The sequence below is a fragment of the Lactococcus formosensis genome, assembly GCF_018403745.1.
GTDB classification, from domain to species: Bacteria; Bacillota; Bacilli; order Lactobacillales; family Streptococcaceae; genus Lactococcus; species Lactococcus formosensis.
Map to the genome: position 1 here is coordinate 1 of NZ_BOVP01000009.1, position 15,476 is coordinate 15,476.

9 protein-coding genes are annotated in these 15,476 nt (G+C 35.0%); all 9 read right to left on the reverse strand.

What is annotated here, in order from left to right; translation table 11 throughout:
* Window positions 1–258: 258 nt before the first annotated feature.
* Window positions 259–738, reverse strand: a complete 480-nt coding sequence (locus tag KJS37_RS09200) for a hypothetical protein (RefSeq protein WP_213497023.1) — start codon at window positions 736–738, stop codon at window positions 259–261.
* Window positions 725–2,257 (reverse strand): relaxase/mobilization nuclease domain-containing protein, encoded by a 1,533-nt coding sequence (locus KJS37_RS09205; RefSeq protein ID WP_213497025.1) that lies wholly within the window; start codon window positions 2,255–2,257, stop codon window positions 725–727. The genes KJS37_RS09200 and KJS37_RS09205 overlap by 14 nt, the downstream gene beginning before the upstream one ends.
* Window positions 2,257–2,652, reverse strand: coding sequence for a plasmid mobilization protein (locus tag KJS37_RS09210; RefSeq protein WP_213497027.1), 396 nt, complete (start codon window positions 2,650–2,652; stop codon window positions 2,257–2,259). Before KJS37_RS09210 ends, KJS37_RS09205 begins: the two co-directional genes overlap by 1 nt.
* A gap of 226 nt (window positions 2,653–2,878) precedes the next feature.
* Complete coding sequence (locus KJS37_RS09215) at window positions 2,879–3,127, reverse strand: hypothetical protein (protein WP_213497029.1); 249 nt, start codon at window positions 3,125–3,127, stop codon at window positions 2,879–2,881.
* Window positions 3,128–3,179: 52 nt separating this feature from the next.
* Window positions 3,180–5,645: a toprim domain-containing protein gene (locus KJS37_RS09220; RefSeq protein ID WP_213497031.1), complete on the reverse strand. Its 2,466-nt coding sequence runs from the start codon at window positions 5,643–5,645 to the stop codon at window positions 3,180–3,182.
* Window positions 5,646–5,951: 306 nt separating this feature from the next.
* Complete coding sequence (locus KJS37_RS09225; protein WP_213497033.1) at window positions 5,952–6,728, reverse strand: hypothetical protein; 777 nt, start codon at window positions 6,726–6,728, stop codon at window positions 5,952–5,954.
* 13 nt (window positions 6,729–6,741) lie between these two features.
* Window positions 6,742–14,022, reverse strand: a complete 7,281-nt coding sequence (locus tag KJS37_RS09230) for a helicase-like domain-containing protein (protein ID WP_213497035.1) — start codon at window positions 14,020–14,022, stop codon at window positions 6,742–6,744.
* Window positions 14,023–14,030: 8 nt separating this feature from the next.
* Window positions 14,031–15,140, reverse strand: a complete 1,110-nt coding sequence (locus tag KJS37_RS09235) for a zinc ribbon domain-containing protein (RefSeq protein WP_213497037.1) — start codon at window positions 15,138–15,140, stop codon at window positions 14,031–14,033.
* 3 nt (window positions 15,141–15,143) lie between these two features.
* Entirely contained in the window at window positions 15,144–15,455 is a 312-nt protein-coding gene (locus tag KJS37_RS09240; protein WP_213497039.1) for a hypothetical protein, read from the reverse strand.
* Window positions 15,456–15,476 lie beyond the last annotated feature (21 nt).

Below are 15,476 nucleotides of genomic sequence, written 5' to 3' on the forward strand. Positions count from 1 at the left end.
CATCGTCATTCCTCCTGCTATCTTTTTCTATTATTCTACCTTATTTGATAGTAGATTTAAAACTTTGCAACAGAACCAGTTAGAGAATACTATGATGAAATTTATGGAATGGAAGTGTCATCAATCATAGCATTATATGAAGAAGAAATAGAAGATTAATATACCTATAAAAAAAGCAACCGCAAACCCAAAGAGGGTCTACAGTTGCTTTTTTGTTTACGTACTATCAATAATTTTTATCTATATGAAAGACTCTTACTAAATTTTTTCTGAAAGAATTTTTTCTAATAATTTTCCGATATTTTCTCCTTCAGGGATTTTCCATATTTCTTCTATAAAGGAAGAACCTCTTTCTTTTTGGTTAAGCTGCAGTATAAAAACATTACCAATTTCTGCTTCAGATAAATCAATATGTCCATACTTTGGCATATATTGAGAAGCCGAATTTCTAAAAGTTATAAACTTACCATTGCCAAAAAAACCAGAGGACAAATCAAAGTAAGTTACTAAACTCATTTTTTGTCCCCACTCTTTAAAGACAAGTTGACCCAAACAATACCCTTTTTCATGTAGTGCCTGATATTCCCAATAAGGGAACCCCACGGCTTGTGTTTGAGAAAAAGAGAATGCTACTTTTTCATTTAAGAAATCAAAAAGCTGTTCACGAGGAATACTCGCATAGTCTTTTTCATAAAAATTTTCTCTTTGGCGTCGACGTTCAATTTCATCGTTTTGCATGAGGTGTTACCTTCCTTTCTTCTGTGCGTTCTTTATCTTGTACTTGGCTAAAGTTTTGAATATTGTCATAAAGTTCTAAGTCATCTGTGATTTTAGAGTAGGCTTCTTGCAATTCTTTTCGCTCCGTTTGAAGATTTTTAAGTTGCTCAACCTGAACTTTATCGTGCGTATTGAATTTAACGTGATCTGATTTTTCTTGAATAAGGTTATCTAGTTTTTCTAGAGAGCCTTCAATTTCTCTCATCTCTGCAATGAAATCTTCGCCCAAATGATTGAATGACTCACGACCAGAAACGCCATGTCGTGCAAGTAAATTCATAGCGTCAAAAAGATTATGCACGTTATTCATTGCCTTGCTATTATATATTGGTACATTATCGGTTTCGTGGGAAAGCTGAGAGATGACTTGATGTCCCCATAAAATTTTACTTTCCGCAGGATATTTTGCATCCATAAAAGTAAATTTAGAATAGCTGTTCAAATGAATTTCAAGTTTTCCATCTTCATTTCTGTCAACTGCAGTATGAGGGATTTTTATTGTCCCTTCACGATGTCCTGCTTGTACAAAAATATAAATCCCTGTATCGACTTCTTGATCCACTTGCCATTCTTCTAAGACTAATTTGATGTTGTTGTTTTCTTTGTACCAGGCTTGTTGTTTTTGGTATTCGGAATAAATTTCATTTTTTGAAAAGGCTTTGATGTTCTTGTTTTGATTTTGGAGACATCGCTTTTCGATATTTTCTTTTGAGAAAATTCTTTTTTCTGGGTGGGCGTCCATCTTTGCTTGGTCTTTTTTTGAAATTAAAGAGCTATCACGGACAGGACGCTTTTGCTCAAAATCTTTGAGAGTGTAAGTCGTATACTTCCCAGAAAAGTCGACAGCCACATTTAATGCTAATGCTTTCTGCTTAAAATCTTCTAGACTCAAAGAGTGCTTTAATAAAAAGTTCAATCGACTTTTCAACTCTGGACGCACAGGATTTTTTGCAAGGTACTTTTGATAAGAGTGATAGGACTTTTGATAAGGTAACACATTTTCTTGGATAGCACCGTGCTTAAGTGAAATTTTATCAGAGAGTTCACGTGCAACTTGTAATGTGTTTTTTTGCCATCGAAAATTTTTGAAGTCAACATTCGAAGTCGCATTAAAAATAATGTGGTTATGAATATGGTCTTTATCAATGTGTGTTGCAATAATATATTCATGTTTCCCACCAGTTAATTGCTCGACCCATTCTTTTCCTATCTTATGAATTTCCTCTGCAGAGAGTCCATCTTCAGGACGAAAAGATTGTACCAGGTGATGCGCTAAAACTTGTTTATTTTGTCGTCCGACCATCTTACGTGCAAGTAATCTTGTGTAGCCCATCTCAACATCCGCATAATTCAAGTTACCAATATGGTATCCACTGGTTAAGATTTGTTCCTCAGTTTTTTGAGGATTTAAAATATATTTAACAGCACTTTTTAGAGCTTTTTCGGATTTAATTTGTTTTGGAAAAGGAACAACAACCATCAGTTCTCCTCCAAAGTATTTAATTTTTTATTGAACTCAGTAATAATTTGTTTTTCAACTTTTTCCATTTGTTTCCTCATAGCTTTCATTTCTTCTTCCAAAAGATAGAAATCCATAACATCGATCTCGTGACTTTGGTTTACGTGTTTTGCGACTTGGTTAATATTATTCCCAATCTTATTTAACTCCGAACGAACAGCACCTAACTCAGCTAATGTCGATTTCATTTCAGAAAAGTTTATATTGACCACATAACCATTCAAGCCCATGCGAAGTAAGTAACTTCCTAATGTCTTATAACCTGCTTTCTCCATATTTTGCAATAGGAGCTTTTTTTCTTCAGGAGTTGTCATAAAATGAATATTCTTTTTACGTGTCCTATCAGCTTTTTTCATTAATAGAGTTCCTCTCTTCTTAAATAATTTTGAATAAAGCAAGGGAATAAAAACCCAGTCAAAACCAACCCCCAAGGGAAGAGCGTAGCTCTTGCGGGCATAGCAAGTGTGTACACACTTGCGAAAAAATAAAAGTTCAGGATAAATCAGAATTGCACAACTGCAACTCTGACCTATCTTGACCTTTATATTGATTTGGGGAAATCCCCAAGCCCCTGTTTTATTCTTAATTATTTTTCTGTTTATTTCTAAATGTGCTTACAGCAATTTTTTTCCAGTTTTCAAAAGTATCAATATCCATTTCGATTAATTCATTTTCAACTTTTTCCCATTCCTCACGTTCAGATTTATCAATGTTTTCTTGACTTTTAGTGAGGAAACTTTTTATTTTTTTACTTGCAACAGGTAAGGTTAAATCATTTTTATCATCCATGATGCACGAAAAAATATAAGCAATGTTTAATTCTTGGTTCACTGATTTCTCCTTTTCTAATGATTTGCATGGAGCGCAGCAAGCTCACTTTGTTTTACATCACTTTGGCTTGTTGCACTCCCTGAACTTTTTTTGAAGATGATTTTTCCTTGACTTGATCGTTGTGAGATTGTTTAGCCATAGTCATTCTTTCTTTGAAACTTAACTTTTCCATCTTGTCTTTGGTCGTCATTGTTTTATTTTTTGTCTTAACTTTTGACTGAAAGAGTTGTTTGTATTCTTCAGAAAAACCTTCAGCATTCGCTTGTAGATGTTCAAATGTTTGTGTGATTTGGTCAGCATTTAGTGAGGAAGTTAAACTTTGAATATCTAAATCTGTTTCTAATCCTACTTGTCGTAACATGACATAAGACATGGATAAGACTTCAAGTTTTTGTAATTCAGGAGAGAGTGAGGGTTCAAAATATTTTTGATAAGCTAATTCTTGAACCAATGCTTGGAGTGCTTTTTCAGGAGAAAGTCCTTTTTGAATGTATAGCACTTCTCTTTCTTTTGAGTACCAAGAATGTTCAAAATGAATAGATTTGTCATCTTTTTCAAAAGGTACAGGTGTAAAATGTATTGCAATTTGAGAAAGTTTGGAGAGTTCTTGGAAAATTCTTATTGCTTTTTCTCGAGAAATTTTTGGAGAAATTTCTGGCAGTATATCTTTATCTAAATTTTTTGAATGAGAGAAATTTTCTGTTTGACTGATGTCAAAGACAGATACAAGCTGTTCTTTACTTTTGGATAATAAAGGTTGCTTGTTCTCATCTAATTTCATGTTCTCGTTTTTATCCCATTGTGGTTGAGGAGAAGGGACAAAGATTTTGATTGCTTTAGATTGATATTTAATTTTTCTATGAAAATCATTTGACCAGGTATTAAATTCTTTTACATACTTTGCTTGAGGATTTTGTGCTAAAACTAGACGTATATTTTTTTCACTGAGGTCAGGCATTGAAGATAGAACATTTAAAAAATCTCTGAACTTTTCAGAGGATTTATAGTTTAATACATCATGGCTAAGAGCTGCATTTACAGATTTCGCATCACGAGCTGTGAGTGCTTCTCGAAGAGATTTCGAGTAATCTTCTTTCACATTTGTTGCTTTAGAGGATGTGCTGTTTGCATAATTTTTATTATTTTCATTTGGTGTAGGATGTTGTTTAGAAGTTTCTTTTGTGTTGAACGTTTTAAACTTTCCCTTTTGCTTATTATATTTTTGAATTTCTTCTTTACTCGGACGAAGAATATTTTCTTTTGCAAAGTTATAAGAGAGAACAAAACGATTGTTTTTGAGGTGCTTGTCAATACTGTATTTTGCTTCTTGAAAGTCAACTTTTTTATCATCTATAGTTAATACACCAACAACATCTAAAGTAACTCGACCACTTAAATCGGTTTTCAAATCTGAAATATTAGTGAGCTTATCTAATTCAAAAATTTGTGCAACCTTGTTGTATTGTCCTTTGCTATCAACTTTAGATGCATAAATTTTTACAAACTTTGTTTGGCTGTAATTTTCAAATTCCTGTTTGTGTGGTGGTTCAGGGTAAGTCTCTTCAGGAGAAGTGAAGGATTGCTCTTCTTCAAACGGTGGCTCAACAAATCCTAAATCAGATACCGAGGGTTCGGTCTTTTTCTTTTGATTTTGGAGTTGTTCGTTCCAATCTTTTCCCTGAGTTGGCACTTCAACTCTGACTTTTTGAATGACATCAGGGTTGTCTTTTTTGAATTTTTCTATAAAAGATTGTCCTTGTTCATCATCATCAAAAGCAAAAATAAATTGTCCGGTCTTTTCATCACTTAGAGAAATAAACGATTGATAATTGAAATGAAGTTGATCAGGGTGTTCCATTAAATGTTTTACACCCCACTCTTTATCATTAAGAATTTTTTCTGAAATGAGTGGAGAGGATACCATAACTTCTGCCATTGCTTTCCAATAAGCATCAGGTTTATATCCATCTGCAGCAACCAAGGTGGTGTCTTGTAATTTATCTTTGTTCAAATCAAAATAAGACAATAGATCAATTGGGGCTTCGATAGGAACTACATTTTTGGGCGTTCCTATTGTAACTTTTAGTCCGCTGTTGCTTCCAGAATTTGTCAGGACACGTTTCAAGTGTCCGCTCTTATGTGTGTGTCCTGGTATTTCAGGGTGCACTTCGATTCCTTGCGCACTTCCACCAATTACACGACCTTTGTTATCTAAATTTTTAAAGATAACAACTGGTTCGTAAAAGTATGTGCCATCGTCAAGCTCAGTGCGCCACTCCGCTTGGGCAATCATATCTAAGTTAATGAAGTAGTCAATGGTTTCTCTTGAAATTCCTCTTGATTCAAGATAACCAATTGCAAGTTCCATGTTTGGACTTTCTTCATAAAAATATTTGAATGTTTTTTGTTCAGGTATTTTACCAGGAACAAATTCCGCAAGTTCTACTCGATTGAGTTCGACGACACTTTTTGGAAAAGCAGCGTCAATTTCTTCTTTTGTTGTCGCACCAAACTTCAAAACAGAAACTAAATCAACAACGCTCATTTTGTTGTTCAGTCCTTTTCCATGCCAAAGAAAACTATTTGTACCAGGATAAATTGTAAAGGTGTTATGCCCTTGAAATTCACCTTGATAACTGTTTCCTGCTTTGTTAACTGTCATACCAAAGGCTTGGGCAACTGCCATGATGTCTTTTTTCTTGGCATTAATTTCGAGCTGCTTACGTGCATCATGTTTATCTTCTGACATATTTTTCCTTTCATGTATTGTTATTATGTATTGATGAGTAACTAAAATAGTCTCGTATTTGTAGCAACATTTTCATTAATGCATAAAAAACGAGTTGTCAGGTAATAACTGCTCTTGGATATTTCTTGTTTTAAGCAACATTACCCCATCATCCTCAACAAAACTTTGAACGTCATAATCAATATCACCTTCATACATTTCTTCAGCAACTTTTAGGAAATACCAACGAGGTTGCTTTTCATCAATATATTCATGTTTAAATTTTTCCTCAATAATTCTTCCTTTGTCATCGTAACTATCTGCTGTTGGACGTACAGAAGATAAAGTAAACTGTGGTAAAATGGTAGTTTTCGTTGCTACTGTATGGATAGGGGTTGATTTTTCTCCATCTTTGAATGTGTAATTTGAAATCTCTGAAGCTATCCATTCAATTTCAATATGGGATATATTTTCTAATTCTTTTATTGAATTGATTTCAAATACTTGCCCAAAATTAAACTGTTTGCTCCCTTTAAATAGCACAGACCTTGCATACAGTTTATTTGGGAAAGGATGTTTAACTTTTACTTTTTTATGCTCGATGATTGAATTATCTTTACCCATTATTTGTACTTTACAAGATAAATTTTTTAAGCTGTTTCGATAACCAAAGAATTGCGGATCAATGATAATGAGTATTTTATTTTTATCTATATCCATTTTTTCAAATTCTTTCAGTAGTTGAATATGATTACTGTCTGCAATACCAGAAATATGATGAAACTCAGAACCGTCACTTGTATAAGTTGGAACATGAAGGTCTTTTAAACCATCTTCATTTTTTGGTTCTTCTTCAACCCAAATATAAGGCATTTTCTTTCTCCTTTTATATACTAAGAGATTTTTCATTCTCTTTTTCTTGATTTTTCAGCTCTTTATTATGCTCTAAACTGTCTCGAAGTTCCTCACATCTCGCTTTTACTTCTTGATATTCTTCTTCTTTTGAGAAAGTAGAATCTTGATTGGATTCAATATAAGAAATTGAGGACTTAATTTTCTCGACCTCTTCTTCAGTACGTGAGTAGTCACGGACAAGTCCTTCTTCTAAGAAGTTGTCAATTCGAGTGATAATACCAGTTGGGGCTTGAGGATTTACCCACGTGGAGTATTGTGCTTCTCCTTTAATGATGATGCGCTCATTTTCATTACCATCCCCAAGTCCTGGATTGTGTAAGATTTGGAAATTACGATAATTCGCAATATGTGTGATTTTTTTATCTGAAGTACCCATTGCTTTTGCGACATTGTAGGCAAGCGTATTATTTCTGATTTGTTTAGCAAAAAATTCCCCCACGTCGGATTTTTTATCCTCTTCAGTAAATGTACGCTTATTCTCTTTATAGAAAATAGTGATCGCAAAAGGATTATCTTTATTTTCTTGAACAGTATTTATATCTGACTGAGTCGCTATTAGACGGTTTTCAAAAAGTGGCAACTGCTCTTTTTCTTTTTTGACACGCTTCAGATTAGAGATTTGACTATCAAAAAAGCGTTCTCTCGAACGTTCTAGGGTTTGAAGTTTCATCTCTGTTTCCATGTACTCTTGTCTTACAGGGTCAGCTTCTGCGATTGCTTTAAACTTAGACATATTGATCTGGTCGCTTGTTAATTCTTCCATTTCACGTATCTTCGTATCGCCAAGCATGATTTGGTTAATGACCTTAGCTTTATTTTCTAAGGTTTGCCAGAGGTAAGCATCCATTGAGCCTTTTGTGATGTAGTAGTGAACTTGAACTTTATCGTTCTCATTACCTTGTCGAATAATACGACCGTTACGCTGTGTAAGGTCTGAGGGACGCCAAGGAAGGTCAATATGGTGTACAGCAATGAGCTTGTCTTGAATATTTAAACCTGTACCAGCTTTAGTGGTACTCCCTAGAAGAATTCGCTTGTTCCCAGTTCGCATATCCTTCATTAAGGCTTCCTTCGTCTTATCCGTAGCTTCATGGATAAAAGCTATTTCTTTTTCAGGAATACCATTCTTGATGAGAAGATTTTTGATTTCATCATAAGCTGAGAAATGATTGATAGAATCATCTCTGTTTCTACTTTGACTATTTCTATACTTCAGGGGGACAGATTGGTCACAGAAGATAAGCTGTGTACCGCTATTCTCTTGATTTTCAAAGTAAACTTTCGTCGCATTATCTACGACTTGATTTATCTTATCAGAGTCGCTACTTGAATACCTTTGGTCGTCCAATATACGCATATCAAGAGCGATTTTCTTACTCTCTCCGACAATCTTAAGCATGTTGTCCTCAAAAGGTTTAACAGCTCCTGCTTCGATTGCTGCTGCTCGATCAAGTAGACTCTCAATGTATCTACTTTGAGCTTCAGTTACTTCACTTTCATGTGAGATAACTTGTGCTTCAGGAACAGGCAAATTAAGCATATCTTGTGTTTGAACATCCCAGGTACTTCGGAAAGTATTCATCAATTCAGGCACATTACCAAATTTTGTAAAGCGACGATTGACTTTGAATGCTCCCGCAGCGGTTAATTCAAAGTTGTTTTCAATAATACCAAAGCTACTTACCCAGGTATCAAAACTTGAAACATCAAACTGTTCAAGAATGTCAGGCGCAACAAATTTTGTCATCGTATAAAGCTCTACAACAGAGTTTGACATTGGTGTGCCTGTTGAGAATACGACACGGCGGTTATTGTAGATAGACTGCAGATATTGCACTTTTTGTTGCATATCCATTGCTTTCTGACTTCGTGTAGTCGCAATCCCTTTAACATTTTCCAATTGAGAAAATGGCGCAAGGTTTTTATAGCCATGAGCCTCGTCCACGTAGAGCATATCAATGCCTAAATCTTCAAAGCTGATAAAAGTATCAGTATCTTTCTTCTGAAGCTTTTTAATACGTTCTTTTAGACTCTCAATTGTTTTTTCAACTTTTTTCACTGTAAACTTATTTTCTTTGTCAAGATTTTCTAAGTGTTCTCGTGCTTCGAATAGCTGATTTTTAAGGTAGTTTTCCTGGTACTCTTTACTCATAGAAACCTTCTCAAACTGAGAGTCTGCAATAACTATTGCATTGTATTTACCATTTGCAATTCGGCTAATGAATTTTTTACGATTTTCCTTTTGGAAATCTTCAGTACGTGCAACAAGTACTTTGCTTTCAGGGAAATACTTGTAAATTTCTTTTGCAAATTGCAAGATAAGGGGCTTAGGAATGACAAATAAAGGCTTATTGATTGTCCCAAGCTCTTGAAGCTTCATACAAGATGCGAGCATGGTTAAGGTCTTACCAGACCCTACCTCATGTGCAAGTCCTGCTCTTCCATCTTGAATAATACGCATAGCTGCATTCTTTTGGTGAGGGCGCAAAGTGAACTGTTTAGCTAAACCATTGACAGTTAAAGACTGACCGTCATAGTGTTTAATGACGAAACGGTTGAATTTTTCATTATAAATATCAACAATTTTTTCACTTACTTCAGGATGTGCGCCTACCCAAGATTTGAAGTTATCTTTGAGAAGATTTCCTTTATCTTCAATGATTGATGTTGCATATTCATCAATGACTCGCTTACTATCATCATTTGGATCAGGCTTATATATTTTTGCTTCTCTTTGATTAAGTAAGGTTGATGCTAGTTTTTCGCCATTATATTTTTTGAAGCCATAGGTGTTAGTCGGCGCAAATTTATAAGGACTTTCAAGACTAACCTTGTAGCTATCTGTTTGCTTATCAAAAGCAACAATTGCTTGTGTGTCCATGATGTCGCTTAGGAACTCTTCATAGATTTCAACAGGGATAAACCGAGAACCGTATTTATAAGTAATATCAGAAAGATAAAGGTCTTTTGGAATTACTTTTTCAAGAGCATTGATATTTACTGACCAATCTCTGTCCTCAATATTAAACTCTTGGTTGTTTTGAGCTTCAGCAAGTTTAGTTTTTACATCCCCAGACAGATAGTCCTCACGAGTAACATATTCACCATCGCCAATATAGAAAATGTTTTCACCCAATTCATCTATAATTTCCTCGATATTTTTCCCATAAATATCTGACATATAGTCAAAATCAAGTTGTCCTTTTCTATTCAAAGATGAAAGTAAGGCATCGTGTGCTGTTTCAACCGTAACAGCTTCCTGTTCTGGCTGTATTGTAGGTTCAAAGAACACAGGACTCTTAATGAGAATCGGCTCTTTCGTTACTTCATTCTCTGCTTCCTCTTCAACAGAAGCTAAGAATTGATAGTAGTCATCTTCCCTCATAATTTGGCGATTTTTAGAGTCAGAAATATAACCATGTTTCGCAACAAAAGTATCATATTTATTGTTAAACGCTACTCTCAATTGCTCATATTCTTCTTTAGAATAATCTGGCTTATGTTGGATATTCAAAAGAGCTTGTAGAGAATGACGAAGATCAATCATTTTTTCAATTGCTTCGACTTCTTTTGGAGAATAATCAACGGAGTAAAAATATTGTCGACTGACAACTTCCTCAATTTTGAGGGTGTTTTTTTCTTCTTCTTTGGTATAGGTATATCTATAATCGCCTTGTGTCACTGTTTGTATGCCGCTATCCAGTTTTTCAAGCACATTCGCAGGTATATCTTTCAGGTCAAATGCACTGCCTACACCAATAGGGATAAAGTTTGACCAACTATCAAAATAGCCTTGACTAGAATAAATGGGTTTATATTTTACTTTTGTATCAAATATTCTCTCTTCAACTTTTCTATAACGTTCAAGTTGTCCTTTACGTGTTTCCCCCTTTTTAAGCATAACACTTGATTGTTTGCGGTGAGGAGTGACACGTTTACCATCATAGAAATAGGGCTTTTTCTGATGTACAAAGAGTGTGAAAGGTTCTTGCTGAGAGAGAAGCGTTTCAGGAAGGGAATATTCATCAAGAATGACACCCTCAATAATCTGTTCAGATTTATTGTTTGAGTAATAGCTTGTATCCTGTTGCAATTCTAAGGCTTCAGTAAGTTTAGGGATATACTCTTCTTCCTTAAAATCACGGTAAACCGTAAGCACACCCCCATTAAATGATTTTATACCAACTTGACCAAGAACAAATTGAGATTGTTCATGGAAATAACGATTGACTGTGACCTTATTGCCTTTATCATCATGAATAAGCTGTGTATGAAGCCATGTAGGCTCTAGCTCAGGGGTTTTAGTTTTTTGGAAGATTAAAATATCACTTGAAACATCTGTACCGGCAATATCTTTAAAAGCGTCATTTGGCAGGCGAACTGCAGAGACCAAATTTGCTTGTTTTGCCAGCTCTTCTCTAAAACGGTTATCCTTTTTATCCATTGTTCCAGTAGAGGTAATAACCGCAACCAAACCGCCCTCATGGACGAGATCAAGAGACTTTTTAATGAAGTAGTCATGAATGGCATAGTTTCTTGAATATTTCTCGTCGCCAATCATTATTTGACCAAAAGGAACATTGGTTATGACAAGGTCTAAGGCATTGTCATTAAATCTTGTATCCTGGAAGCCTTTAATTTGAATATCGGCACTTTGTTGGAGATTTTGAGCAATTAAACCAGTGATATTATCCAACTCAACACCAAATAACTCAGATTTTTCTTTTAAATGACCAGGCATCGATGCAAAGAAATTTCCAGTACCCATAGAGGGGTCAAGTATTCTACCACCGTCAAAACCGATAGCATGAAGTTGACTATATATAGCTTGTATCACTTCAGGACTGGTGTAGTAGGCGGTTAAACTGGATTGCAACATATTGCTGTATTCTTGACCTGTGACTAGAGATTTTAGCTCTCCACGTAGTGCTGCATATTTTGGATTGCTTTCATCAAAGAAGTTGTTTGCAAGACCGCCCCAACCCACATATTGAGCGAGAATTTCTTGTTCTGCAGGAGTGGCCATTCTACCTTCTTGCTCAAGCAGTTTTACAAGTCGTATGGCTTCAATATTTGCCTTAATTTTATCCTCGGTACTACCAGGGTAAAAAGAAGCCAATTTTTGTGTATCGAAGGGGAACTCAAAATTGGTTTTAGATTGTGAAGGGGTGTTATTAGAGGAAGCCAAAGGTGCTGCAGGTGTTTGTGTTGATACTTCCGTAGACTCTTGACTTGGTGCCACTTTATCAGAGTCGAAGCTATCAAATAAGGAGATTTCTTGTATTTGCTCTGACTCAAAATTTCGATTTTGTTGTTTAAGCTTATTTTCTTCTAGCCTTTGTTCCAAGTCCTCTAAACCTATTGGATTGACTAATCGACTATCAGGTATATCATCCCCAAAAGTATTTTTTATGAATTTACCATTTTCATATACAAGGTAACGAGTATCAGGACTCTTATCGTGAGTCATTTCAAGTATGACTTGTTGGCCATCTTCACTATCACTAATTTTATAATGACAGACATCCGTACCATCAACAATAACAGTAAGCTCATCCTCACCAGACATCAACATACCCATGAAATCTTCCATAGGATCAAGCTCATCTCGTTCCTCCCAATCTTCAAATGGCTTATTAAAAAGAGCTAGGTTGGACGTTTCTTGTTTTAGGGTATCTATTGGCTTTTCAATCTTTTTTTCTTGGTCTTGGTTCTTAAATTCAAGATAAAATTGACGGATTTTTTTATCAAAATCATTAATTCCTGTTAATTCATCTACAGCACCAGATACATCTAATTCTCCATCAAGTGAAAGAACGACCTCGTCTCCCCAAAGATTCTGTTTGACAAGGTCAGTACTATAATCGTCTTGCTTGATTATAAAGTTGTCCGAAAACTCATAACGTGTTATGACAGACTCTAAAAACTCTTTATCTAAAGTAAGTAGCCCCTCTTCCTCTCCTGGTAAAGGAGCTAGTTCTGCAGCTTCTATTTCAGAAACAGGAGTTATATTTTTCTCTAACCATTCTTCATAGCGTTTCGCTTCATCATTGATGAAGTATTCATTAGAGTTGATAAGCAGGTCTATTCTATCTGCTACCTCTGCCCAAGAATAGAGTACTTCATCGTTAAGAGTACGTGAAGAGAGTTCAATTCCCTTTCCATTAAACATGCTCATATAATAATCATCAGGACTTGCATGACCCCCAATACCATATTCATCTTTGAGTAATTTTGCACGTTCCGACTTACTTAGTGTAGATGTAAAACCATATGAAATGCGAAATTTACCCTCTGCAATACCTGAGCCACGCTTTAGTTCTCGTGTAATTTCTCGCTCACGTATGACCTCAATATCGGCTTCCGATAAACTATCTTCTTCAATCTGAGGTGTACTTCCACTAGTTTCAACGGTCTTTATATTCTCAGTCTGGATAACCTCTTTTGAAGGGCTTGAAAAATCAATATCAACATTCAATTCTTCCATTTGATTATTGAAGTGTTGCTGATTTTCCTTAATTTTATTCAGTTCAATTTGAACGTCTTCGTATATATTTTGTACCTGGTGTGTTAACTCTTTAGAAATATTATTTGCTAAAGAATAGACAGGTAGAAACCGATCATGACTAAATTTTGAAATGCTATTGGTTACCTTATTTTCAATAGTGCTATACTCTATTTCTTCACTGAGATAGATACCAAATTCTTCAAAAAGATTATACCTGGCAATTTCTAAAGCCGTGTCTATTTCTTCATTCGTAAACTTTGATAAGCCTTGTCGAAATGGCTCAAAAAATTTATTAATTTTTGTAAGTGACTCTTCAAAATATTTATCTGAAGTATAATCATCAAGTGTAAAAGAATCACCGGAGAGAGATGCAAGGGTATTGAACAGTAGCTCACTGGAAATTTCTGTTCTTAAAGGAAGTAAAGTAAGGTCTGCATCATGTTTTAAAGTTGTTTGTGCGAGGTCATAGAGGACTTCTTTTGTCTTATCTCGCTCATCATATAGTCGGACGCTTGATTTTTGCCCAAATTCTACACTTGACTCGTCAGATAAATTCTTCCAAAAATCAAAAGAACCCAGAAGCCTAGCTTCTGGATTCTGTACATAGATTTGTAGAACTTCACTCATAGGACGGCCATGGTGGTAGGAGTTAAAGCGCAAAAATTCTAGTTTACTACCGAACGATTGATAGCGTAATGTATTAATAAAATTTTGTACCTTAGCAGTAGTTTCTTTTAAATCCATATTTTCTCCTATTCATTTGCTGACTTCATGTTAATTCCCTCATCAATACTACGAAGACCTGTTTCATAGATTTGTTTAAGATAATTTTTCATAGCATTAACTCGTGAATTAACTTCATTTTTTTCATCTACAGATAAAACTTCAAGAGCATTTGTACGTGCTACTTCCTGTTTTTCTTTGAACGTGCGATTGAGTATTTCAAGTTCTTTACGCTTTTCTTCTTCTACTTTGTCGTCTGCAGCTTTAATTGCTGCAGCTTTTTTACTTTCAAACTCAAGGGCTACATCTTTTTCGATTTGTGATCTATTCTTAAGACCATCTTTAACTTTTAAAAGCTGCTGCATATCATCTAAAGAAGATTGATATTCTGATGTTTGACCAACGATAGCTGTTCCCTGTTCAGCTTGTTCAGAAACAGTTTGAAGCACTTCTTCGTGGTCTGTCTTACTTGTATCTTGTTCGATATTTAAAAGATTTGCGCCACATTCGGAGCAGAATTTTGCATTAATGTCATTTTCAAACCCACAGTTTTCGCATTCTTTAAGTTCTGTCATTTGCTCTTCTTCGACATCTTCTTCGTTCTCTTCTTGGACTTCAACTTCTTCTACTATCTCTTCGTTTCCAAAGGCTTCTTCTAGCTCTTCAGTAGATACTTTTGCTTCATCTAAAGTAGAATTGCTCGAACTGCCTTCATCGATTGTCTCACTTGTCTTTTCAACAACTGATGGATGAATAAATGTTTCATCTTTACTTTCAACTTTTGTATCTTCGACGACAACGTTGTCTTGTTGTTCTAACTCCTCGATATCAATTGCTCGACGTTTCTTCGTATTGAATTTTTCAAGAAGTTCAGTGAAGTTTGTTGACTTCGGATAAGGAAACTTCAATGTTTGGCCGTAAAGAACCTCTTTTTCAGTTCGAATATATACGTTTGCTTGTACTTCCCTTTCATCACGTAAGAAAATAAAATTCAAACTTTCAATATTTATCACAAAATCATCAAATTTTGGTGAAGTAATAATACGATTTTTTTCTTCCTCTGAAAGTCCTACACTTTCTGGAAGAGTAAATGTACGTTTGTTGTTAAAAATATTTAGTGCTTTTAGTCCTTTAGCCATGTGTTAGTCTCCATATTCTGTTGTATTTGCTTCTTGTGTTTCAGCTCCCCCAAAATCTTTCAAAATCTCAAGGGTATCCTTAGGGTTTAGTTGCTGTCTCTTCATTTCTTTTATCAAGGCAATAAATTCAAGTGGTTCAGCATCAATTTGAGAAATAGTATCATTCATTTCCTCATTCGTAATCTGCTCAATTTCTAATTCAAGTTGTTCCACTTTACTTTTATAGTCTGCTATTTTAGCTTCATTTTTCTCGATTTTAGAAAGATAATCATCAATTTTCTTCCGACGAGATGCTATTCTTTCTTCTAATTTCATATAGTCTCCACTTAAAATTTT